The organism is Streptomyces sp. NPDC059248 (genome assembly GCF_042753905.1).
Lineage (GTDB): Bacteria > Actinomycetota > Actinomycetes > Streptomycetales > Streptomycetaceae > Streptomyces.
Map to the genome: position 1 here is coordinate 1 of NZ_JBHYZV010000021.1, position 21,748 is coordinate 21,748.

The following is a 21,748-nucleotide window of genomic DNA, read 5'->3' on the forward strand; positions in this document are numbered from 1 at the left end:
CCCCGGCCCGGGGGCGGGCGCGGGGTGGCTACCGTGCGGGCGGAAACCCCGACCCGCTCGCCACCGGCACGGCGGTGCGCGTCGTCGCCCGGCATCAGGGACGCGGGGTGCACGAGACCCCGATCGGATTCAAGTTCCTGTCCCCGTTGCTGGCCGACGGCCGGGCCGATGTCGCCGGCGGCAGCGTGGGCGACCTGGCCTTCGCCGACCAGGGCATCGATCGCGACCCGTTCACAGCGGTGGCGCTGCTGGCCGAACTGCTCAACACCACCGGGCGTCCACTCGGTGACCTGCTGGACGCACTCGGTGACGAGGTCGGACGCCTTCAGTGGTTCGAGTCCCGCGTACCGGGCACCGGCGGTCCGGACGCCCTCCACGCGACGGGGACGAAGGCCCTCGCCCGTGCCGGCCTCATCAGCGGATCGGATCCTTCGATCACCGAGATAGACGGCATGAAGTTCTGGCTCGACGACGACCAGTGGATGCTCCTGCGTCCCTCTACCACCGAGGCCGGGATCCGGATCTACGGCGAGGTGCTGTCCGGCCGGGACAGCGCACGCCGTATCGACCGGCTCCTCACCTCCGTGCGTGACCTGCTCGCCCCTTGAGTTCCTTGCCATCACCGTGCCTGCCCCCGACGGCCGGCACCTCAATAATGGAGGCGCAATGTCCGAACTCGGCACCGAGGCTTCGATCGCCCTCATCGGGGGAACCGGTTTCTACCGGTTCCTCGACGACGCGAACGAGGTCGTCGTGGACACCCCGTACGGCAAACCCAGTGCGCCGATATCCATCACCTCGATCGAGGGGCGCAACGTCGCGTTCCTGCCCCGGCACGGACGCAACCACGACTTCCTCCCCTCCGATCTGCCCTACCAGGCCAATCTCTGGGCGCTGCGGCACCTGGGCGTCCGCCAGGTGGTGGCCTTCAATACGGTGGGAAGCCTTCAGCGCTCCTACCGCAAGGGCGACTTCGTCCTGGTCGACCAGTTCGTCGACCGGACCCGGCGACGCAAGGACACCTTCTTCGCGGGCTCCCAGGCGGCACACATCAGCTCGGCGACACCGTACTGCGGCCGCATGCGGGAGCTGTCGGCCGAGGCGCTGTCGGACGCGGACGCGTCCGTACACGGCAGTGGCACCGTGGTCGTGATCGAAGGCCCGCGGTTCTCCACCGCGGCGGAGAGCCGGTGGTTCAGCAACCAGGGCTGGCACCTGGTCAACATGACCCAGTACCCGGAGGTCGTGCTCGCCCGCGAGCTGGAACTCTGCTACATGAACCTGTCCTACATCACCGACTACGACGTCGCCGCCGCCGAGGTGGCCGGTGACGAGGAGGCGGAGAAGGTCTCCCACGCCGGGGTGATCGCCGCCTTCAACGCGGACACCGACCGGACGATCGACATGGTGCGCCGTATCGTCGGCGCACTGCCGACCACGTTCGACTGCGACTGCCAGCATGCTCTGAACGGGGCGCGAACATGAGCTGGCTCGTACGCGCTCCTGATGGGGAGCTCGTTCGGCGGGGTCAGGCCGCGCTGGCGCTGGCCCGCAGTCAGATGCCGGTGCTGGAGGGCATCCGGGGGGAGGTGGCCGACGACCGGCCACTGACCGGCCAACGCCTGGTGGGATCCGTGCATCTCACCAAGGAGACGGGCGTCCTGGTGCAGTTACTGGTGGCGGCCGGCGCCGAGGTCGCGTGGACCGGTGGCGACGAGGTCTCCACACAGGACGACGTGGCCGCGGCGCTGACCGCCGAGGGCGTCCGGGGCTACGGCCGGCGTGGTATGACCACCGCCGAGGTGGGTGACGCGGCGGCCGAAGCGTTCCACAGCTTCCCCGACGGACCCACCATGATCCTGGACAACGGTGCCCATCTGATCGAGATGGCCGGCAGGGCTCTCGACCGGCTCCCGGGCCTCATCGGCGCCACGGAGAAGACCTCGGAGGGCTCCCGCCGCATTCGTGAGCTGGCCGGCACGACGTCGTTCCCGTTCCCCGTGGTCTCGGTCAACGACGTGGTGACCAAATGGGAGGTGGACAACACCTACGGCACCGGGCAATCGACACTCGACGGCATCCTGCGGGCGACCGGTGCGTTTCTCGCCGGCAAGCTCTTCGTGGTGTGCGGGTACGGCCATGTCGGTCGCGGAGTGGCCGAGCGCGCCCGCGGTCTGGGCGCGCGGGTCGTGGTGGTGTGCCGCTCCGCACGGACCGCCGTGCGCGCACGGATGGCCGGCTTCGAGGTGCTGCCCCTGCACCAGGCGGCGCGGATCGCCGACATCGTGTGCACCGCGACCGGCCGCCCGGACGTGCTCACCGGGGAGCACCTGGACCTGCTGCCCTCCGGAGCGATGGTCTGCAACACCGGGCACTCCACCACCGAGATCAATCTGACGGATCTACGGGCCCGGTCCCGGTCGGTGTCGCGGATTCGGCCGCATGTGGAGCGGTATCTGCTGCACGACGGCCGGTACCTGGACCTGCTGTCCGGTGGCGGTCTGGTGAACCTCGACGCGGCCGAGGGCAACCCGAGCGAGGTCATGGACGTCACGTTCGCCAATCAGGCCCTGGTCACGATCGATTTCGTCCGCCGCCCCCACCGGTATCCGCCCGGCGTGCAGGACGTGGACGCCGCCCAGGACGAGGAGGTGGCCCGGCGCAAGCTGGTCGCCATGGGCGTGCGGTTCGACGAAGCGCACGACGAACCGGACGACGGAGCGCCGACGGCGGACGGTGGCGTGCGAGAGGAGCAGTTCGCATGACATCGGATCCAACGGCGACCCGACTCGCCCAGGCCACCGAGCAGATGCCCGTGCTGGCCCGCATCCGCGAGGACCACCGGGTCGGCAAACCGCTGGCCGGGCAGCGGCTCGCGCTGTGCGGGCATGTCACCGCCGAGACCGCCGTACAGGTGGAGACCCTGATCGCACTGGGCGCCGAGGTGGCCTGGTGCGCCTCCAGTACGAGCACGACGGACGACCAGCTCGCGGCGCTGTTGCGGGGCAGGGGCGTGCGGGTGTCGGGTTCGCGGGGGATGAGCGAGGCGGACCTGCGCCAGGGCGTCGAAGAGGCGTTGTCCGTCTGGCCGGACGGCCCCACCATGGTGCTGGACGAGGGCGCCATGCTGATCAGCGCACTGCACACCACGATGGCGCATGTGCCACCACCGGTTCTGGCCACCGAGAAGACGCCGGACGGTCTGCTGAGGCTGGACCAGCTCGCTCGCCGTACGCCACTGCGGTTCCCCGTGGTCAAGAGCGATGAATCGTTCGGCAAGGACACCGTCGACAATCCGCACGGTACGGCCCAGTCCATGGTGGAGACCATCATGGCCGCCAGTGGCCGGATGCTGGCCGGCAAGGTGTTCGTGGTGGCCGGCTACGGGCGGGTCGGTTCCGGTATCGCCGCCAAGGCTCGCGGTCTGGGCGCCCGGGTGGTGGTGACCGAGGTGCGGCCCACCCGTGCGCTGATCGCGGTGCTCGACGGTTTCGAGGTGCTGCCGATGACCGAGGCCGCCCGGCTCGGCGATCTGTTCTGTACCGTCACCGGCACCTCGAACGTACTGCGCGAGGAGCACTTCGGACTGCTGAAGAGCGGCGCGGTGCTTGCCAACGGGGGCCATCTGCCGCACGAGATCGATGTCGCGGCGCTGGACCGGCTCGCCCTGGAGCGGGCCCCGGCCGCCCATCCGGGATGTGAGGTCCTCACTCTGCCGGGCGGGCGTCGGCTGTACCTGATCGGCGGCGGGAACATCGCCAACCTGACCGCCGGGCGGGGCAACCCGAGTGAGGTCATGGACGTCACGTTCGCCAGTCAGGTGCTCGCGCTCTGGCTGTCGGTCGAGGAGGCGTCCGGCTGGCCGGCCGGCCTGCGGGAGCTGCCCGAGGAGTGCGACGAGTACGTGTCCTCCGCGCTGGCACAGTCGATGGGCATCGAGCTCTACAGGGGCGAAGCACCCGTCCACAGCGGTGTGTCGGGGCCGGGCAACCATGCCGAGTGACCGTCAGAACACCTCCGGCACGGGAGGTTGCCGACTGGTGCTGATCCGGCACGGGCAGACGGAGTGCACGGTCGCCGGGCGCTTCTGCGGCGCCCACGAGGCCGAACTCACGTCGGTCGGGACCGAGATGGCCGCGGCGGCGAGTACCCACCACGCGCTGCGCGGGATCGAGACGGTCGTGAGCAGCCCCGCCTCCCGGGCCCGGCGCACCGCCCAGGCCGTAGCCGGCGCGCACGGGGCCGACATCCTGGTCGAAGACCGGCTGCGGGAACTCCGCTTCGGCGCCTGGGAGAACCTGCTACCGCACGAGGTACCCGTGCCCCTGGAGCACCAGCGGTGGGAGCGGGACCCCGCGTACTTCTCACCTCCCGGGGGCGAGACCGGCCTTGAGGTGATGGCGCGCACGGTGGCGGCGGTACGCGACGCCATGCACGGAAGGACCGCGGTGGCCGTCGTGACGCACAAGGCCCCGATCCGTTTGATCCTGGCCTTCTTCCTGGGTGTCGCGCCGTCCCGTTACCGCGACATCAGCGGCGTGACCGTCGGATCGATCTCCTGGCTGACCGTCACCCCGGGCGGAGCCACCCTGCACGGCTTGGGCGATGTGTCGCACCTGCCTGCGGCGTGGCGCCGGGACCCGGACCGTGCGCGTGCCGACGCCAAGGCTCCTCAGCAAGTACTGCCGCACTGACACCGAAACGTAAGGAAACCAGAACATCATGCCCTCTCGGACGACACCCCTGCCCGATGCGACCGTCAAGACGAGGCCGCCCGATGTGGAGGGGCACAGCAAACGGTTATGGCTGCTCGACGACGGGACCTGCGTCGTGGAGCTCATCCCGAGTCTCCGCAGCTTCACCCACCAACGCGACGAGATGTTCCGGGAAACCGGCCGACAGCGTCTCGACTTCTACGAACAGGCCGCCGAACGCCTGGCCCAGGCCGGTGTCCGGACGGCGTTCCGGGGACGGATCGACGAGATCACCTATCTTGCGGACTATGTACCCGCACCGCCCTTCGAAGTGATCGTGAAGAACCTCGCCACCGGCTCGACGACACGGAAGTACCCGGGACTCTTCCCCGAGGGACACCGCTTCGTGCCGCCGGTGGTCAAGTACGACTTTCGTATCGATCCAGAGGATCAGCCCATCGCCGAGGACTACCTGCGTGCCACCGGCGTGCCGGTGGAGCGGTTCCACGAGACGGCGCTGCGGACCAACGCCGTACTGATCGACTGGCTGTCGCCGCTCGATCTGTGGGACTTCTGCCTGATCCTGGGTACCGGCCCGGACGGAGTGCCGGTGATCATCTCGGAGATCTCCCCCGACTGCATGCGTCTGCGTGACGAACACGGCAAGCCACTGGACAAGGACCTGTTCCGCGGCGGCGCGAGTGAGCACGACGTCGTGGCCCGCTGGGAGGTGCTGCTGAGTCATGTCCGTAGCCGCGGGTGACCGGAGAACGGACCGCTTGCCGCCCGTCGCGCTGGTCACGGGCGGCAACCGGGGCACGGGACGCGCGATCGTAGCCGAACTCGGCGAAGCCGGTATGGAGGTGTGGCAGCTCAATCGCAACCCCTCCGGCAGTACCAGGGAGGTGCTCTGCGACCTGTCCCGCCCAGCCGAGCTGGATGCCGCGGTCGAGGAGGTGCTCAGGCACACCGGACGCTTGGACGCACTGGTCACCAATGCGGTCGACCGGTACCTCGCCCCCGTCTCCGAGATCGACCTGGACCGGTGGACCACGGCGCTGACCGTCAATCTGACGTCCGCCGTCGCCCTGGTGCAGCGGACCCTGCCGATGCTGCGCCGTTCACGCGGCACGATCGTCTTGATGGGAAGTCATGCCGGCAGCCGCTTCTTCGAGGGCGGCCTGGCGTACTGCGCGCCCAAGGCCGCGCTCAAGGCGTTGAGTGAGGTGTTGTTGCTGGAGGAACGACCGCACGGTGTGCGCACCTCTCTCGTCAGCCCCGGCGCGATAGCCAACGAGGACGGTGATACGTCGTCTCTGAAGATGACCACCAGTTCGGTCGGCCGGGTGGTACGCGATCTCATCATGAACCCGCCCGACATGGCGGTGGCCGAGATCGAACTGCGGCCGGCGGCACTCGGTCCGCCGGTCGTGTCGGGCCTGGACCGTCTGCAGTCGGTTTAGCGGGCACCGCACAGAGGCCTGTGGTCGCCGGGAAAAGAGGAGGAACCGATGGCCGACCGAACAGAAACAGAGCGGGCGGCCGAGCACGGGCCGGACGACCCGGACGTGTACGCACACTGGGACCCGGTCTCCGGTGTGACACGCCTGCGCTGGAGCGGGCCGGGAACCGGGGAGCGGCGGCGGGTGGAGTTCGCCAGCCGGGTCGTGCTGTCGTTCGCAGGCGACCGGCTCTCGGCGGTCGACCTGTTCGACGCCCCCGACACCCTGGCGCGGGTGCACGCGGACAACGCGGCGGCACGCGGGGTGCCGGTCTTCGACGACGGCTGGCTGTGGCTGCCGTTGGACACCGGCCGGGTGACGAGACTGCTGGCCGGCTACGGCCGCATCGAGGCGGTGGTGGCCGGCGAGACGCTGGCCGAAGTGCGGGTGACCGCACGTCCGCTCTGGGTCCGGGCAGGGCCTCAGAGCTCGCCGACCGTGACCCGGGACCACACCACGGCCGTGTCCGGAGTGGAACTGGTGGCGATGGACCTGGACGGCACGTTGCTGGACTCCGGCGGAACCGTGCCGGAACGCGTCAGGGCGGCGGTGCGTGCGGCGTACCGCGACGGTGTGCGGCTGGCCTTCGTGACCGGTCGGCCGCTGGCCGACACCGTCAGTCTGCTGCGCACAGCGGGTCTGCGCGGATACGTGGCGGCCAGCAACGGTGCGGTCGTGCTGGACGAGACCGGGCGGGTACTGCACCGCAGGGTGATCGACGGTGAGCGCGCCTCCGAGGTCCACCGCATCATACGGAGCCGGTTCCCGGAGCTCGTCCTGGGTGCGGTGGACGAGAGCCGGCTCTTTCTCGACCCCTCTTTTCCGGCTGATCTCGCGCACGAATGGAGCGGCCAGCTGTGTACCGGATCGGTGTCCGACGCACTCGCCGACGGCACGATCCTCAAGGTCCTGGCGGCGCACCCCACTCTGCCCGCGGAAGACCTCGCCCCGTCGGTGTCGGCTGCCCTCGGCGGCGCGTACCTCGTGACGTACTCGACGCAGCGGTTCCTGGAAATCTCCGATGCCCGGGCCACGAAGGGCGCCGCGGTCACCGCCATCGCGTCCGCGGCCCGGATATCCATCACGGCCGTGGCCGCGGTCGGAGACATGCCGAACGACCTGCCGATGATGACACTTCCCACCGTGGCGGTGGCCGTCGGCAATGCCCACCAACTCGTGCTGGATGCGGCCGACGTCATCGTCCCGGGCAACGATCTGGACGGCGTGGCGGACCTGCTGTGCGCGGTGGTCGCCGCCCGGCAGGAGGCCGAATGACCTGAAGGGACAACCATGGAAACATCACTCGTGAACCACATCGTCTGGGACTGGAACGGCACGCTGTTCAACGACAGCCGGGCCCTGATCGACGCGACGGTCGACGCGTTCGCCCTCTGCGGAATGCCGCCGATCACCATCGCCGACTACCAGCTCAAGCACTGCCAGCCGATCCCCGAGTTCTACAACCGGCTGGCCGGGCGTATTCTCACCGACGACGAGCAGACCCGGCTGGACCAGTGCTTTCAGGACGCGTACCAGCGGCACCGGGAGAGGGTCGCGCTCACCGGTGACTCCATTACGGCCATGGCCCGTTGGAGCGACGCGAACCGACGCCAGTCACTGTTATCCATGCATCCACACGATCGGCTGATGCGTCTGGTCGACCAAACAGGCATCGCGGAGTTCTTCACCCGTATCGACGGGACGCTGGGTACACTCGCCTACAAAGCACCGCACCTCGCCGAGCATCTGAAACGGCAGGGCATCGCGCCCGAACGGGTGGTCGTGGTGGGCGACAGCGTCGACGATGCCCGCGCCGCGCAGGAATGCGGCGTGCACTGCCTGCTCTACCACCCGGGCGAGGACGCCCTGCACGCACGCGAGCACTTCGAGGAGTTGGGCGTTCCGGTGGTCGAAACCCTGGTCGGGGCCGTATCGCAGCTACTCGACCCGTCTGCCGGCAACCTCAACCGGCGCTTGGCCCGAGCCGAGGAATCCACCGTCATCGGTGTGGTCCCCGCACCCCAGGAGCGCGCATGAGTGGCCCAGCGGCAGTCCCACCGGTCGCACGGCCAGTACCACCGAAGCTCGAACTCCATGTGCACCTCGAAGGTACGGTCGAACCGGCGACGCTCCTCGCCCTGGCTCGGCGCAACGGTGTGCGGCTCCCGGCCGACACCGTCGCGGAACTCGCGGAGACGTACCGCTTCACGACACTCGGCGAGTTCATCAACACCTGGATTCTCACGACTAATTGCCTGCGCACAGCCGACGACTTCCGACAGATCACTGTCGACTACATCGGTCGCGTGGCCCAGTTCGGGGCCGCCTATGTCGAGGCCATTTTCTCGCCCGCGGAACGGGCCCAGAGGGGTGTGGACTGGCACGAGCTGTTCACCGGGTACTGCGAGGGCGCGGCGGAAGCCGAGGACCGATTCGGTGTGATGGTGCGGCTCACCCCCGATCTGTACCGGGGCGTCGATGTGGCGCTGGCCGAGCAGTGCGCACGGATCGCGGTCCAGTACGCGGAGCGTGGCGTCGTCGGCCTGGGTATCGGCGGGAAGCCGTCGGCGATGCCGCTGGCCGAGTACGACCGGGCGTTGAAGATCGCCACGGACGGGGGCCTCGCCTTCCTCCCGCACGCCGGGGAGTCGGACGACGCGGAGTCGGTACGCGAGGTCATGCCCTACCTGCCGCGCCGTATCCGGCACGGAATCGGCGCCTGGCGCGATCCCGACCTGCTGGCCGAGATCGTCGAGCGGGGCGTCGTACTGGATGTGTGCCCCACATCCAATCTGCGCACCGGTGCGGTCCGGGAGCTCGCGGCCCATCCGCTGGCACGGCTGGTGGCCTCGGGAGTGCGGTGCACGATCGGCACCGACGACCCGGCCATGTTCGGCACGGACCTGCAACGCGAGTACGAAGCCGCCGCCACGCTCGGGCTGAGCGCCGAAGACGCCTGGCGGTCGGGCGTGGCCGGTGCCGCGTGTACCGAAGCGGACCGCAGACGACTGACCGGATGGGCCGAACAGTTGATCGGCGCCGGGTAATCGCTCCGCGCACTGTCGCGTCTCGGGTCGGCCACCACGGGCGTCCCCCCTGGCCTAGGGGGCGCGGTGTCAGCGCTCGGGCTTGGGGGGCCGCTGCATCAGCGCGGCGGCGGCCTCGTCGAGCGTGATCTTCTCGTTCAGCAGGGCGGACATCACGTCCGTGATCGGCATCTCGACGCCGTGGGCATGGGCAAGGGCGAGGATCACCTCCGCGCTCTTGACTCCCTCGGTGGTCTGCCGGGTCGCCGCCGTCGCCTGCGCGACGCTCAGACCGTGCCCGAGGTGGGTGCCGAAGGTGCGGTTGCGGGAGAACGGGGAGGAGCAGGTGGCCACCAGGTCGCCCACACCGGCGAGCCCCGCGAGGGTGGCCGGGTGGGCGCCCATGGCCGTGGCGAGACGGGTGGCCTCCGCCAGACCGCGGGTGATGAGCATGGCCGATACGTTGGAGCCCAGGCTCATGCCCGAGGCGATTCCGACCGCCAGCGCGATGACGTTCTTCACCGCGCCGCCCAGCTCGCAGCCGATCACGTCGGTGCTGGTGTAGGGCCGGAAGTAGAGGGTGTGGCACGCCGCTTGGAAGCGGCGTGCGACGTCCTCGTCGGAACAGGCGACGGCGGCGGCAGCGGGCTGGCCGTCCATGATCTCGGCTGCCAGGTTCGGGCCCGACAGCACCGCGACCCGCTCCACGGGTACGCCGGTCACCTCGGTGATGACCTGGCTCGCCCGCAGGCCGCTGCCCGCCTCGATGCCCTTCATCAGCGACACGATCACGGTGTCGGGCCCGATATGCGGCGCCCACGCGGCGACGGCGGCCCGCAGGGACTGCGCGGGGACCGACAGTACGAGGAAGTCCGCACCGTCCAGCGCCTCGGCCGGATCGGTCGTCGCCGTCACGGAGGAGGGCAGCTCGACGTCCGGGAAGTAGTCCGGGTTTCGATGCGTAGCGTTGATCGCGTCGGCGATCTCGCCGCGCCGGGCGTGCACGACGACGTCGGTGCCGGCGTCGGCCAGAACCTTGGCGACGGCGGTGCCCCAGGACCCGGCTGAGAACACCGCCGCACGGACGGGACGGTGCTGCACTGCGGGGTCCTCTCGCCGGACACGGGCCACCCGCCGAGGCGGCGGCCGGGCCCGCTCATCCTACCGGCCGCGCCGGGTGCCGGGCAGCTGTCCGCCTTGAGGTGTGAGCAGTTGTGCCGGGGGAGTCCCTGCCGTCGCCGGTCCCGCCGCTGCCGTGGTTCTCCGAGACGCCGTTCGTGGCTCGGCCGCCCCCGGCCGCCCCCGCGCCTCCTGCCCGCCCGGCCGCCGGGAACGCCTCACCGGCGGAGACGGAGCACGGCACCCATTGACAGCTCCGGTGTGGCTGGTTCGGTGTCTTTCCTCAACGATCGAGGGATGGAATGCTTCCGTAGTCGGGCGATTACAGTCCGTAACTTCGTTCGATTTACCCCGGGAGCTCCGGTGTCTTTTCGTGGGGTTTGCCCTGCTTCATTTTGAGGTGCGCCCCGCCTGGTGAAGGGAGAGTCCGTTGACCGGTCCGCTGTCCGATGCGCCCCAGCCCGCGACATCGTTGACGAGGGATCTGAACGCGGCGGTGGTCGTCCCGCCGGATGGTCAGGATCCGGAGGTGGGGCTCGCGACACGGGGCCTGATCGCGGCGCTGCCTCCGGACTTCGTGGTGGACAAGCAGGGCAGCCAGGTACCCGCCTGGGATCTGGCCCCGTACACCTTCCTGACCGGGCCCGCTCCGGACACGGTCAACCCGAGCCTGTGGCGCAACGCGCTGTTGAACATGAACGCCGGCCTCTACGAGGTCGTCCCGGACGCCGTGTACCAGGTACGCGGGATGGACCTGTCGAACATCTCCTTCCTGGAGGACCCCACGGGGGTGTCCCCGGAGGTCGTAGTCGTCGACCCGCTGATCAGCGAGGAGTGCGCGGCGGCCGCCTGGAAGCTGTACCGGGAGCACCGGCAGCTGCGGGGCAAGGACCGTACGATCCGTGCGGTGATCTTCACCCATTCACATCTCGACCACTACGGCGGTGTGCTGGGCCTGTTCGAGGGCGGCCGACTGCCCAAGGGGGTGGACATCATCGCTCCGGAGGGATTCCTGGAGCATTCGGTCAGCGAGAACGTCTACGCGGGCAACGCCATGCAGCGCCGGGCGCAGTTCATGTACGGCGCGCTGCTGAAGCGGTCCGAGAAGGGCCAGGTGGACGCCGGTCTGGGCAAGACCATGTCCTCGGGGTCGCCGGGGCTGCTGCCGCCGACCTACACGGTGACCTCCGAGGTGGCGCAGCCCGGTCAGGTCGTCGCTTTCGGGCCGGTGAATCTGGAGTTCCAGCTCACTCCGGGTACGGAGGCGCCGGCGGAGCTGAACTTCTATCTGCCCGACGTCGAGGCGCTGTGCATGGCGGAGAACGCCACCCCGACCCTGCACAACCTCTACAGTCTGCGCGGCGCGCAGGTGCGGGACGCGAAGGGATGGTCGCAGTACCTGAACCAGTCGGTGGAGTGGTACGGCGGGCGGTCGAAGACGCTGTTCGCCTCGCACTTCTGGCCCCGGTGGAACACCGACGAGTCGCCGGACGCGATCGTGTCGTTCCTGACCAGCCAGGCGGATCTGTACCGGTTCCTGCACGACCAGGCGCTGCGGCTGGCGAACCAGGGCCGGACGATGACCGAGATCGCCGAGGACCTGGACGCCCAGGTTCCGGAGTCTCTGGCGGGGCAGTGGTTCAACCGGGGCTACTACGGCACGGTCAATCATGACCTGAAGGCCGTCTACCAGCGCTATCTGGGCTGGTACGACGGCAACGCGGCCCATCTGCACCCGCTGCCGCCCGAGGAGGCCGGTCCCCGCTACGTCGAGGCGATCGGCGGCGTGGCCAAGGTGGTGGAGCTGGCCCGGCAGGCGTTCGAGAACGCGAAGAGCACCGACGACTACCGGTGGGCCGCCGAACTCCTCTCCCATGCCGTGTTCGCCGACCCGGCACACCAGGAGGCCCGCGCGCTGGAGGCCGATGTCCTCGAACAGCTCGGCTACCAGGCGGAGAGCGGCCCCTGGCGCAACTTCTATCTCGCCGCCGCGCACGAACTGCGCACCCGGCCGGCCGACGGCACCCCGCCCAACTTCCCCGCCCCGCAGATCATCACCCAGCCCGTGCTGGAGGCGATGCCGCTGGAGATGCTCTTCGACTACCTCGGCATCCGCCTCGACGGCCCCGAAGCCGCCGGCCACCCTCTTACCCTGGGCTTCAAGATCACCGACGGTCTCGCCGACGATCCCACCCAGTGCACGGTCCGGCTCCGCAACGGCGTCCTCGTGTACGCCCCCGGCCTCACCGACCCGGCGACCGCCGACGCCACCTACACGATCACCCGCGCCGGCCTCAACGCTCTCGCCATCTCCCGGGCCACCCCTGAGCAGCTCCAGACCGACGGCGAACTCACCGTCGACACCGGCACCCTGGAGCCGCTCGACACCCTCAACGGCCTGCTGGTGACCTTCGAGTACTGGTTCGGCCTCGCCACCCCCTGACCGCTGAACGGCCCCCGGGCCCGCGGCCGACCGCCGCGGGCCCGGTGCTACAGCGGCCGTCCGCCGCTGTCCAACCCCCTGCGAAGGAGTGATTCCCTTGAGCGGCACAGTCGTGAACGTCACCGACGCGGACTTCGAGATGAAGGTGGTCAAGGCCGCCGGACCGGTCCTCGCGGTCTTCCGCGCCGAGTGGAGCGGCCCGTGCCGGGCCCTCGACCCGATCCTGGCGGACATCGCCAAGGAGTACACGAACCGCCTCACCGTCGCACGGCTCGACATCGACCGCAGCCCCGACACACCCCCCAAGTACAACGTCACCGCCATCCCCACGCTGTACGTCTTCAAGGGCGGGAAGATCGTCGCCACCCGTATCGGGCCCGCCACCAAGAACAACGTGGCCGAACTCGTCAAACCCCACCTCTGAGCAACCACCTCCGGCGGCCCGGAAACCGGCTACGCCCTTGACCGTCCCGCGTGGCCTGCCGAAACCGAGCCGCCGTTGCCGGAGACAGCCGACCGGGGGTCGGCGGCGGCGCCCGGGAGCCGGCCGGGCCTCACGCCCACCGGTCAGCCGGTGTTCGGGCCGGTGATGCGGACGATCCATTCCTCGACGGCGTGAGCGGTGGTTTCGGCGTGTTCCCGCATCATGGTCAGATGGTCACCGGGTGTGGTGGTGCTCGGCGCGAGGGGGAACTCTGCTTTCCGGCCGAGGATCGGCGCCTCGGCCGCCACCAAGTGCGCGGGCAGTCGGGGGTGGTCCGGGTCCCATGCGGTGAACAAGTCGAAGTAGTGGCTCATCGCGGTGAGGCCGGCCGTGTCGAGGAGGTCCGCCTCACCGGTGCGTTCCCAGGAGCACCAGGTCACTTCGGTCGCGAGGCCGGGGGTGACCTCACCGCCGACACTCGTGTCCAGGAGGACGACTCCGAGAGGAGGGTTCGGGTGGTCGGAGAGCCGCTGGGCCGTCGCGTAGGCGACCCAGCCGCCGCTGGAGTGTCCCAGCAGTACATACGGTTCGCCCTGAGACGCTTCCCGGGCGGCTCCGGCCATATGGCTGACCAGCGCGTCCCGGGTGGGCGGCAGCGGTTCGCCTTCGACGTAGCCCGGGAGCGGGATGACGGTCACGCCCCGGTGCGGGGGCAGATACCGGGCCAGTGTCCGGTACTGCAACGGGTCGGCCGGGGCGGGCAGCGCGGGGACGCAGATGATGCGGGGTGCCCGCCCTCCGGCGGCCAGGACCGTGGGCCGGGCCGGAGCCACCCGGGTCTTCCCGTGGCACTCCGCCGCCAGCCGGGCCTTCGCCGCGGCGCGTGCCGTCGTCGTAGCGCCGGCCGGGTCGCCCGCCCGTCGCGCGGCGTGGTAGCCGGCGACGGTGTCCGGCCGCTCGGCCCCGGTGCCGGGCGGGGCGCTTGTGGGGGACAACAGGGTGGTGAGGTGCTCGGCCAGCTTCCGGGGGGTGGGGTGGTCGAAGACCGCCGTTGTGGCCAGCCGGATGCCTGTCGCGATGTTGAGGCTGTTGCGGAGCTGGACGGACGCGAGGGAGTCGAACCCGGCGGCGCGGAAGCGGCCGTCCGGGTCCACGGCGTCCCTGCTGGTGTGTCCGAGCGCCGCGGCGGCGCGGTCGAGCACGAGATCGAGCAGCGCGATTCGTTGCTTCTCGGCGCTGAGTCCTGCCAGTTGGACGGCGGTGGAGGGTTCGGTGTCCGGTGTGGAGTGGATGGGCCGGTTTCGCGGCCGGACGAGTTCGCGCAGCAGGGGTGATGTGCTGCCCCGCGAGGAGTTGGCGAGACTGAGGGCGGTCGCGGCGAGGAGGGGTTCGTGGGATCGGGCCGCCGCGTCGTAGAGGGCCAGGCCGTCCTGGTCGGTGAGGGATCGCAGGCCCTGGCTCCGGATCCGGGCCCGGTCGGCGTGGTCCAGATGGCCGGTCATTCCGCTGTCCCGCTCCCAGTGGCCCCAGGCGAGTGAGATGCCCGGCAGGCCCTGGGCGCGGCGGTGGTACGCGAGGGCGTCCAGGAAGGTGTTGGCCGCGGCGTAGTTGGCCTGTCCGCCGGTGCCGAGCTGCCCGGCCATGGAGGAGTAGAGCACAAAGGCCGAGAGGTCCATGCCACGGGTGAGTTCGTGGAGATTGAGGGCGGCGTCGGCCTTCGCGCGCAGGACGCGGTCCACCTGTCCGGGGGTGAGGGACGTGAGGGTGGCGTCGTCGAGGACACCGGCGGTGTGGACGACGGAGGTCAGCGGGTGGGCGGAGGGCACGGTATCGAGGAGACGGCGCAGCGAGTCGTGGTCCGCGGTGTCGCAGGCGGCGATGGTGACCCGGGCGCCGAGTGCGGTCAGCTCGTCGCGCAGAGCGGCGGCTCCCGGTGCGTCGGGTCCTCGTCGGCTGGTCAGCAGCAGATGGCGGGTGCCGTGTTCGGTGACCAGATGGCGGGCGAGGAGGCCGCCCAGGGTCCCGGTGCCGCCGGTGATCAGCACGGTGCCGTCGGGGTCCGGGGTGCGGGGTGTGATCAGGACGTTCTTGCCGGTGTGCTTGGCCTGGCTCATGTGGTGGAACGCCTCGGGAGCGCGGCGGGCGTCCCACGCGACCACGGGGAGGGGGGTGACGACGTCCTGCCGGATCAGGTCGGACAGCTCGGTGAGCAGGGCGTGCCAGCGGCCGGTGTCCGCCGAGGACAGGTCGATGACCCGGTAGTCCACACCGGGGTGATCGTTGGCGACGGTCACGGGGTCGCGGAGGTCGGTCTTCCCCAGCTCGACGAAGTGTCCGCCGCGGGGCATCAGGCGCAGTGAGGCGTCGATGAACTCCTGTGCCAGGCAGTTCAGTACGACATCCACCCCGGCCCCTTCGGTCCGCCGGCGGAAGTCGCGCTCGAAGTCGAGGGTGCGGGAGGACGCGAGGTGGGTGTCGGCGATCCCCATGGCCCGCAGGGCGTCCCATTTGGCGGGGCTCGCGGTGGCGTAGACCTCGGCGCCCAGATGGCGGGCGAGCCGGACGGCGGCCATGCCGACGCCGCCGGCCGCGGCGTGGATCAGGACCTTGGCGTCCTTCTTGAGGCCGATGACACGGACGAGGGCGTCATAGGCGGTGAGGTATGCCACCGGAACGGTGGCCGCCTGGGGGAAGGACCAGCCGTCCGGGACGGGCAGCAGGCGCCGTTGGTCGGTGATCGCTTCGGTGGCGAACACGGTGTAGCCGGGCAGCTGCCCCATGACCCGGTCGCCGGGGGCGAGGCCGGTGACGCCCGGCCCGATCCCGGTCACCACACCCGCCGCCTCGGCGAAATGAGCATTGCGGTCCAGGACCATTCCGATGGCCATGAGGACAAAACGGAAGTTGAGGCCGGCCGCGCGTACGGAGACCCGGACCTCCCCTTCGCCGAGCGGACGGTCCGCCTCGGGCACGGGGACCAGCCGCATGCCGTCGAAGGTGTTCGTGGTGCCGAACTCCAGTTCCCAGGGGGCCCGGAGGTCCGGTGGTGTCAGCGCGGCCGTTGGGGCGGCCGGGGTGAGCCGGGGCGTGCGCAGGGTGCCGTCGCGCAGCGCGAACTGGGGTTCGCCGGTGGCCAGTGCGGCGGGCAGGGCCCGGAACGAGGTTTCCTGGCCGTCGAGGTCGGCGATGGTGAACCGGCCGGGGTGCTCGTTCTGGGCGGAACGCAGCAGCCCCCAGAGCGCGGCCTGCCCGGGGGAGCGCAGCTCCTCGCCCGCCTCGGTGGTCACCGCGCGGTGGGTGACCACCAGCAGACGGGTGTCGGTGTTCCGGTCGTCGGCCAGCCACCCCTGGAGCTGTTCGACGGTCTCCCGGACGAGAGCGCGCACTCCGGACCCGGTGACGTCGTCGCCGTTCTGGAGCGGAGGGAGCAGGACGGCGGTCTCCGGGGACGGCGCCCCGGCCGCGGCGGCTTGCCGGAGGGCCGGGAGATCCGGATGGCACAGGCCATCGGGTACGAGACCGGCCGTCACCGCGCGCAGCGCCGTAACGGAGCCCGCCCAGACCCAGTCGGTGCCGTCCGCGCCGCCACCGGCCGGGCCGAGCGGCTTCGGGGGCCAGACGACACGGTGCAGAGCCGTCTCGGCGACGGCCGACGACCGCAGGGCGTTCCCGCTGACGGGGCGCAGGACCAAAGACCGGGCCTCGGCCACCGGCGCGCCTGAGGTGTCGCTGACCGTGACGCCGACGGTGCCGTCCGGTTCGCGTACGAGACGGGCCCGCAGGCTGGTGGCTCCCGCGGTGTGGAGCCGGACGTCGTGCCAGGAGAAGGGCAGCATCAGCCCGTCCGTACCGCTGCCGGACTCCGCGAGCAGCGCATGCAGTACGGCGTCCAGCAGGGCTGGATGCAGGGCGAAACGGGCGGCGTCGGCGTGGTGTTCACGGTCGAGTTCCGCGTCGGCCAGGATCGTGTCGCCGTCGCGCCGTACGGCCGTCAGATTGCGGAAGGCCGGACCGTACTCGTAGCCGGTGTCCGCCAGCCGTGGATACAGGCCGTCGATGCCGACGGGGAGCGCCCCGGACGACGGCCGGGACCGGCCGGTGGGCGCGGCAGGAGTCGTGGGGGACCCGGCGGACAGCACCCCGGAGGCATGACGGGTCCAGGGAGTGCCGTCGGCGGCGTTCTCGGCGCGCGAGTGGATGCGCAGGGTGTACGTACCGTCGGAAGAGGGTGCGGCGGCGATCTGGATGCGGACGGCGTCGTCCCCGGGCAGGACGAGCGGCTGTTCGAGGACGAGTTCGCCGACGCGGTCGCGGCCCAGCAGGGCAGCGGTGTGCAGGGCCAGATCCAGGAAGGCGGTACCGGGCAGCAGTACCGTCCCGCGTACGGCGTGGTCGGCCAGCCAGGGGTGGGTGTGCCGGGACAGCCGTCCGGTCAGCAGCAGCTGCCCCGAATCGGCGAGGAAGGTCTGTGCGCCGAGCAGCGGATGGCCGGAGGCGTCCTGGCCGCTGCTGGCGGCCCCGGAGCGCCTGCCCGAGGTTTCGTCCAGCCAGAACCGCTCGTGCTGGAAGGCGTACGTCGGCAGATCCACCGGCCGCGCGCCGGTCCCGGCGAACACCGTCGCCCAATCGGCCGGGACTCCGTGGACATGGGCCTCGGCGAGCGCCCGGTGGAAGCGGTCCATGCCGCCGTCGTCGCGTCGCAGCGTCGACAGTACGGCGGCCGGTGCGCCCGCGGCCTCGGCGATCTCCTGCATGCCCATGGCGAGTACCGGATGCGGACTGATCTCGACGAGGGCGGTGTGCTCGTCGCGCAGGAGGGACTCCAGGGCGGGCGCGAACCGGACCGGCCGGCGCAGATTGCGGAACCAGTAGGAGGCGTCCAGCTCGCCGGTGCCGATGATGCCTCCGGTGACGGTGGAGCAGAACGGGAGCGTGCCCTGCCGGGGCCGGATATCCGAGAGTTCGGCCGAGAGCCGCTCCCGGAGGCGTTCGACGTGCGGGGAGTGCGAGGCGTAGTCGACGGCGATCCGCCGGGCCCACACCCCGCGCTCGTCGCACAGGGACAGCAGCTCCGCGAGTGCCTGCGCGCCGCCGGACACGACCGTACTGCCGGGACTGTTGTGAGCCGCGACGGACAGCCGTCCCTCCCAGCGTCCGGCCAGCTCCCCGGCTTCCTCGGCGCCCAGCGCCAGGGTCGCCATACCGCCGGTGCCGGAGAGTTCGAGGAGCGCCCTGCCGCGCAGCGCGACCACCTTCGCCGCGTCCTCCAGGCTCAGGGCACCGGCGACGCAGGCAGCGGCGATCTCGCCCTGGCTGTGGCCGATGACGGCGTCGGGCTCGACTCCGTGGGCCCGCCACAGCGCGGCGAGCGACACCATGACGGCGAACAGCACCGGCTGCACCACATCCACCCGGTCGAGACCGGGGGCGTCCGGCGTGCCGCGCAGGACGTCCGTCAGCGACCACTCCACATGCGGGGAGAGTGCCCGCTCGCATGCCGCCATCCGCTCCGCGAAGACCGGTGACGACGCCAGCAGGTCGACCGCCATACCCGGCCACTGGGAGCCCTGGCCGGGAAAGACGAAGACCGTGCGTGCCGGGGCGTGCGCCGTGCCCCGTACGACATCGGGTGATTCGTCGCCGTCGGCCAGCCGTCGCAGCGCTGCGGTCAGCCGTTCGCGATCGGTGCCGAACACCGCCGCGCGGTGCTCGAACCGTGTCCGGGTGGCGGCAAGTGACCAGCCCACGTCGACGGGAGTGAGGGTCTTGTGCTCCCACAGATGGGTCAGCAGCCGCTGTCCCTGGGCCCGTAGTGCCCCGGCGGTCCTGGCCGACAGGATCCAGGGCCTCATGGATTCGGGTGCGGCCGGTTCTCCGGCGGGTGGCACCGGTTGCCGGGGTACCGCTGACGGCGGAGGCGGAGCCTCCTCCACGATCACATGGGCGTTGGTGCCGCTCACTCCGTAGGACAGCACCCCGGCCCGGCGCGGGCGCCCGTATCCGGGCCAGGGGATCGACTCGGTGAGCAGCCGCAGATGCCCGCTGTCCCAGTCCACTTCGGGGTTCGGTGTCCCGGCGTGCAGGGTCTGGGGCAGTGTGCGGTGCCGGATGGCCTGGATCACCTTGATCAGTCCGGCCGGACCGGCCGCGGCCAGGGTGTGCCCGATGTTGGACTTCACCGAGCCCACATGGACCGGCCGGTCCTTCGGCCGGTCCTGCCCGTACGTGGCGAGCAGCGCACCCGCCTCGACCGGGTCGCCCAGCCGGGTCCCCGTGCCATGGGCCTCCACGAGATCCACGTCCCCGGGCGTGAGCCGGCCGTCGGCCAGGGCGTCCCGGACGACGCGCTGCTGGGCGGCTCCGCTCGGGGCGGAGAGACCCTGGCTCGCGCCGTCCTGGTTCCAGGCCGTGCCCCGGATCACCGCCAGGACCGGGTGCCCGTTGCGGTGCGCGTCCGCGAGCCGTTCCAGGACCACCGTCGCGGCGCCCTCGGCCATGCCGAACCCCCGGGCCCCGCTGCCGAAGGCGCGGCTGCGGCCGTCGTCGGCCAGGACCCCCTGCCGGCTGAAGTCCACGAGCATCCCGGGTGTCGCATGGACCGACGCCCCACTGGCCAGGGCCAGCGGGCACTCGCCCGACCGGAGCGATCGGACGGCCAGATGCACGGCTGTCAGACCGGACGAGCACGAGGTGTCGACGACGGCCGCCGGGCCTTCGAGTCCCAGGACATAGGAGAGGCGCCCGGCGGCGATACCGGTCGAACCGATCAGCAGATGCCCCTCGGACGCGGATCCCTCGTGCATCCGCGGGCCGTAGTCGGTGTGGAACGCGCCCACGAACGATCCCGCACCGGTGCCCCGCAGTGACCCCGGGACGATCCCGGCGCGCTCGCACGCCTCCCACGCGGTCTCCAGCAGCAGTCGCTGATGCGGGTGCATGGCCGCGGCCTCGCGCGGCCCGATGCCGAAGAACCGGGCGTCGAAGCCGGCCGGATCGTCGAGGAACCCGCCCTGCCGGATGGAGAAGGTGCCCCGGTTCCGCGGATCCGGGTCGTACAGCGAATCAAGGTCCCAGCCGCGGGAAGTGGGCAGCCCCCCGATCACCTCCCCGCCGGAGGCCACCAGCCGCCAGAGCCCCTCCGGAGTGGAGATACCACCGGCGAAGCGGCACGCCATCCCGATCACGGCGACCGGTTCATCCTGATACCGCGGCCGGGCCGATGCCTCCCGGGAACCGCCCTCGGGGGCGGTTCCGTCGTCGGGCGGGGCGGCTGTTGTGAAGGTGCTCATCACGATGTTCCTTCAGGCCACGCTGCCCGGGGCGCGCTTGGCCGTGGTCTGGGCCAGGAGAGGGGGAGTGCTGTTCGACCTGTGCACCGGCGGTGGCAGACGGATTCCGCCCGGCTCCGCGGACATGGGCGCCCGCCGCGCCGGTAGCACCCCGCTTGCGGGCGGGAGGCCGCACCGGCGTCTGCCGGGCTGATGCGAAGTATGGCGAAGAAGCCCGGATGAAAGAGGGGCACCGAATGATCCCGTTCGAGTGGATCCAAGGACGGGTGTACGACCTGACGTGCCGCCGTCCTACGGAACCCGGGGGAAGCGGGGCAGAGGCGTCCCGGTGCGGGCGAGGACGGGGCCTCAGCTCTCGTGGAGGTCGCGTACCACCTGTGCGAAGGCTCGAATGAGGTCGTTCTCCGCCTCGCCGCGCCAGACCAGTCCGAAATCGAGGGTGTCCATGTCGGGGATGGGCAGCCAGGCGATGTCCGGGCGTGCCCAGTAGCGGCTCACATGCGCGGGGAAAAGGTTGACGCCCTCGCCGGCACTGATGAGAGCGAAGATGTCGTCGACGTTCTCGACCGGCTGGGTGCGTTCGATCACGCGACCCCTCGGCGTGTGCGGCGGCGTATAGACGTCGCCCCAGTAACCGGGCACCGAAAGGCCCGCCGGGACCTGGAAGTCACCCAGCATCTCCAGGCTTCCCCTGGCACGCCCGGCCAGTTCGTGGTCGATCGCCACCGCGAGTATCCGGGATTCCGAGAAGAACTTCGGGCCGACCACCAGGTCGGGCTCCAGCACCGGTAGCCAGCAGACCAGGATGTCCACGTCCCCGCGGCGCAGCCCGGCGAAGGGCTCGGTGAAGGGTGCGTGCCGCAGCCTCAGACCCCACTGGGGGTGGCGGGAGCGGAAGGTGTCCCAGTAGCGGCGCAGTTCGTGGGCGTTGCCGGAGATCATGCCGACGCGCAGCACGTCGGTCTTGCCCCGGGCGGCCAGCCTGGCCCGCTCCAGGCTCTCCCGCAGGCCGCGGTGGACGGGCAACAGGTCGGCGCGCAGCTGTTCGCCGACCGGTGTCAGCCGTACGTTGCGGCTGTCGCGGTGGAACAGCTCCGCGCCGATGCTGCGCTCCTGCTGTTTGATGGCCTGGCTGACCCGTGCGGTCGACACGTACAGCCGCTGGGCGGTCCGCCCGAAGTGCAGTTCTTCGGCCAGCGTGAGAAATATTTCGATGTCCCGCAGTTCCATGTTCCTCACCCCGTTGGTCGG

Annotated in this window: 15 protein-coding genes; 12 read left to right on the top strand and 3 right to left on the bottom strand. The window is 70.7% G+C overall.

What is annotated here, in order from left to right; translation table 11 throughout:
* The 10 genes from ACFXG1_RS11495 to add all read left to right on the top strand — a co-directional run.
* The coding region (locus ACFXG1_RS11495; protein WP_384742176.1) for a hypothetical protein at window positions 1-608 on the top strand (608 nt) is incomplete at its 5' end.
* A 58-nt stretch (window positions 609-666) separates the two neighbouring features.
* A complete protein-coding gene (locus ACFXG1_RS11500; protein ID WP_384716471.1) occupies window positions 667-1,485 on the top strand; it encodes an S-methyl-5'-thioadenosine phosphorylase in 819 nt (272 codons plus the stop codon).
* Window positions 1,482-2,765, top strand: coding sequence for an adenosylhomocysteinase (locus ACFXG1_RS11505; protein ID WP_384742178.1), 1,284 nt, complete (start codon window positions 1,482-1,484; stop codon window positions 2,763-2,765). Before ACFXG1_RS11500 ends, ACFXG1_RS11505 begins: the two co-directional genes overlap by 4 nt.
* On the top strand, window positions 2,762-4,003 hold the full coding sequence (locus ACFXG1_RS11510; protein WP_384716465.1) for an adenosylhomocysteinase: 1,242 nt from the start codon (window positions 2,762-2,764) through the stop codon (window positions 4,001-4,003). The genes ACFXG1_RS11505 and ACFXG1_RS11510 overlap by 4 nt, the downstream gene beginning before the upstream one ends.
* Before the next feature lie 37 nt (window positions 4,004-4,040).
* Window positions 4,041-4,694, top strand: a complete 654-nt coding sequence (locus tag ACFXG1_RS11515; protein WP_384716462.1) for a histidine phosphatase family protein — start codon at window positions 4,041-4,043, stop codon at window positions 4,692-4,694.
* Between the two features lie 28 nt (window positions 4,695-4,722).
* The gene (locus ACFXG1_RS11520) at window positions 4,723-5,457 is read left to right on the top strand and encodes a phosphoribosylaminoimidazolesuccinocarboxamide synthase (RefSeq protein ID WP_384716459.1); all 735 of its coding nucleotides are present in this window, start codon (window positions 4,723-4,725) and stop codon (window positions 5,455-5,457) included.
* Window positions 5,438-6,157: an SDR family oxidoreductase gene (locus ACFXG1_RS11525; protein ID WP_384716456.1), complete on the top strand. Its 720-nt coding sequence runs from the start codon at window positions 5,438-5,440 to the stop codon at window positions 6,155-6,157. The genes ACFXG1_RS11520 and ACFXG1_RS11525 overlap by 20 nt, the downstream gene beginning before the upstream one ends.
* A 48-nt stretch (window positions 6,158-6,205) precedes the next feature.
* A complete protein-coding gene (locus ACFXG1_RS11530; protein ID WP_384716454.1) occupies window positions 6,206-7,471 on the top strand; it encodes an HAD family hydrolase in 1,266 nt (421 codons plus the stop codon).
* Window positions 7,472-7,501: 30 nt separating this feature from the next.
* A complete protein-coding gene (locus ACFXG1_RS11535; protein WP_384742180.1) occupies window positions 7,502-8,233 on the top strand; it encodes an HAD family hydrolase in 732 nt (243 codons plus the stop codon).
* Window positions 8,230-9,243, top strand: coding sequence for an adenosine deaminase (gene add, locus ACFXG1_RS11540; RefSeq protein WP_384717152.1), 1,014 nt, complete (start codon window positions 8,230-8,232; stop codon window positions 9,241-9,243). Before ACFXG1_RS11535 ends, add begins: the two co-directional genes overlap by 4 nt.
* Before the next feature lie 69 nt (window positions 9,244-9,312).
* Here the strand turns inward: add and ACFXG1_RS11545 are convergent, their stop codons facing one another.
* On the bottom strand, window positions 9,313-10,323 hold the full coding sequence (locus ACFXG1_RS11545) for an NAD(P)H-dependent glycerol-3-phosphate dehydrogenase (RefSeq protein WP_384717149.1): 1,011 nt from the start codon (window positions 10,321-10,323) through the stop codon (window positions 9,313-9,315).
* A gap of 547 nt (window positions 10,324-10,870) precedes the next feature.
* Here ACFXG1_RS11545 and ACFXG1_RS11550 point away from each other — a divergent pair.
* Together ACFXG1_RS11550 and ACFXG1_RS11555 are read left to right on the top strand one after the other, a co-directional pair.
* Complete coding sequence (locus ACFXG1_RS11550) at window positions 10,871-12,784, top strand: alkyl/aryl-sulfatase (protein WP_384742182.1); 1,914 nt, start codon at window positions 10,871-10,873, stop codon at window positions 12,782-12,784.
* A gap of 97 nt (window positions 12,785-12,881) precedes the next feature.
* Complete coding sequence (locus tag ACFXG1_RS11555; RefSeq protein ID WP_384717143.1) at window positions 12,882-13,208, top strand: thioredoxin family protein; 327 nt, start codon at window positions 12,882-12,884, stop codon at window positions 13,206-13,208.
* A 143-nt stretch (window positions 13,209-13,351) separates the two neighbouring features.
* Here the strand turns inward: ACFXG1_RS11555 and ACFXG1_RS11560 are convergent, their stop codons facing one another.
* Both ACFXG1_RS11560 and ACFXG1_RS11565 read right to left on the bottom strand, forming a co-directional pair.
* Window positions 13,352-20,497: an SDR family NAD(P)-dependent oxidoreductase gene (locus tag ACFXG1_RS11560; protein WP_384742184.1), complete on the bottom strand. Its 7,146-nt coding sequence runs from the start codon at window positions 20,495-20,497 to the stop codon at window positions 13,352-13,354.
* 348 nt (window positions 20,498-20,845) lie between these two features.
* Window positions 20,846-21,727, bottom strand: a complete 882-nt coding sequence (locus ACFXG1_RS11565) for a LysR family transcriptional regulator (protein ID WP_384707597.1) — start codon at window positions 21,725-21,727, stop codon at window positions 20,846-20,848.
* Window positions 21,728-21,748 lie beyond the last annotated feature (21 nt).

Bases quoted from the DNA above. Each gene is read 5' to 3' on its own strand.
- ACFXG1_RS11520 (WP_384716459.1), top strand. From the start codon at position 4,723: ATGCCCTCTCGGACGACACCCCTGCCCGATGCGACCGTCAAGACGAGG.
- ACFXG1_RS11530 (WP_384716454.1), top strand. From the start codon at position 6,206: ATGGCCGACCGAACAGAAACAGAGCGGGCGGCCGAGCACGGGCCGGAC.
- ACFXG1_RS11505 (WP_384742178.1), top strand. From the start codon at position 1,482: ATGAGCTGGCTCGTACGCGCTCCTGATGGGGAGCTCGTTCGGCGGGGT.
- ACFXG1_RS11565 (WP_384707597.1), bottom strand. From the start codon at position 21,727: ATGGAACTGCGGGACATCGAAATATTTCTCACGCTGGCCGAAGAACTG.
- ACFXG1_RS11525 (WP_384716456.1), top strand. From the start codon at position 5,438: ATGTCCGTAGCCGCGGGTGACCGGAGAACGGACCGCTTGCCGCCCGTC.
- ACFXG1_RS11560 (WP_384742184.1), bottom strand. From the start codon at position 20,497: ATGAGCACCTTCACAACAGCCGCCCCGCCCGACGACGGAACCGCCCCC.
- ACFXG1_RS11510 (WP_384716465.1), top strand. From the start codon at position 2,762: ATGACATCGGATCCAACGGCGACCCGACTCGCCCAGGCCACCGAGCAG.
- add (WP_384717152.1), top strand. From the start codon at position 8,230: ATGAGTGGCCCAGCGGCAGTCCCACCGGTCGCACGGCCAGTACCACCG.
- ACFXG1_RS11500 (WP_384716471.1), top strand. From the start codon at position 667: ATGTCCGAACTCGGCACCGAGGCTTCGATCGCCCTCATCGGGGGAACC.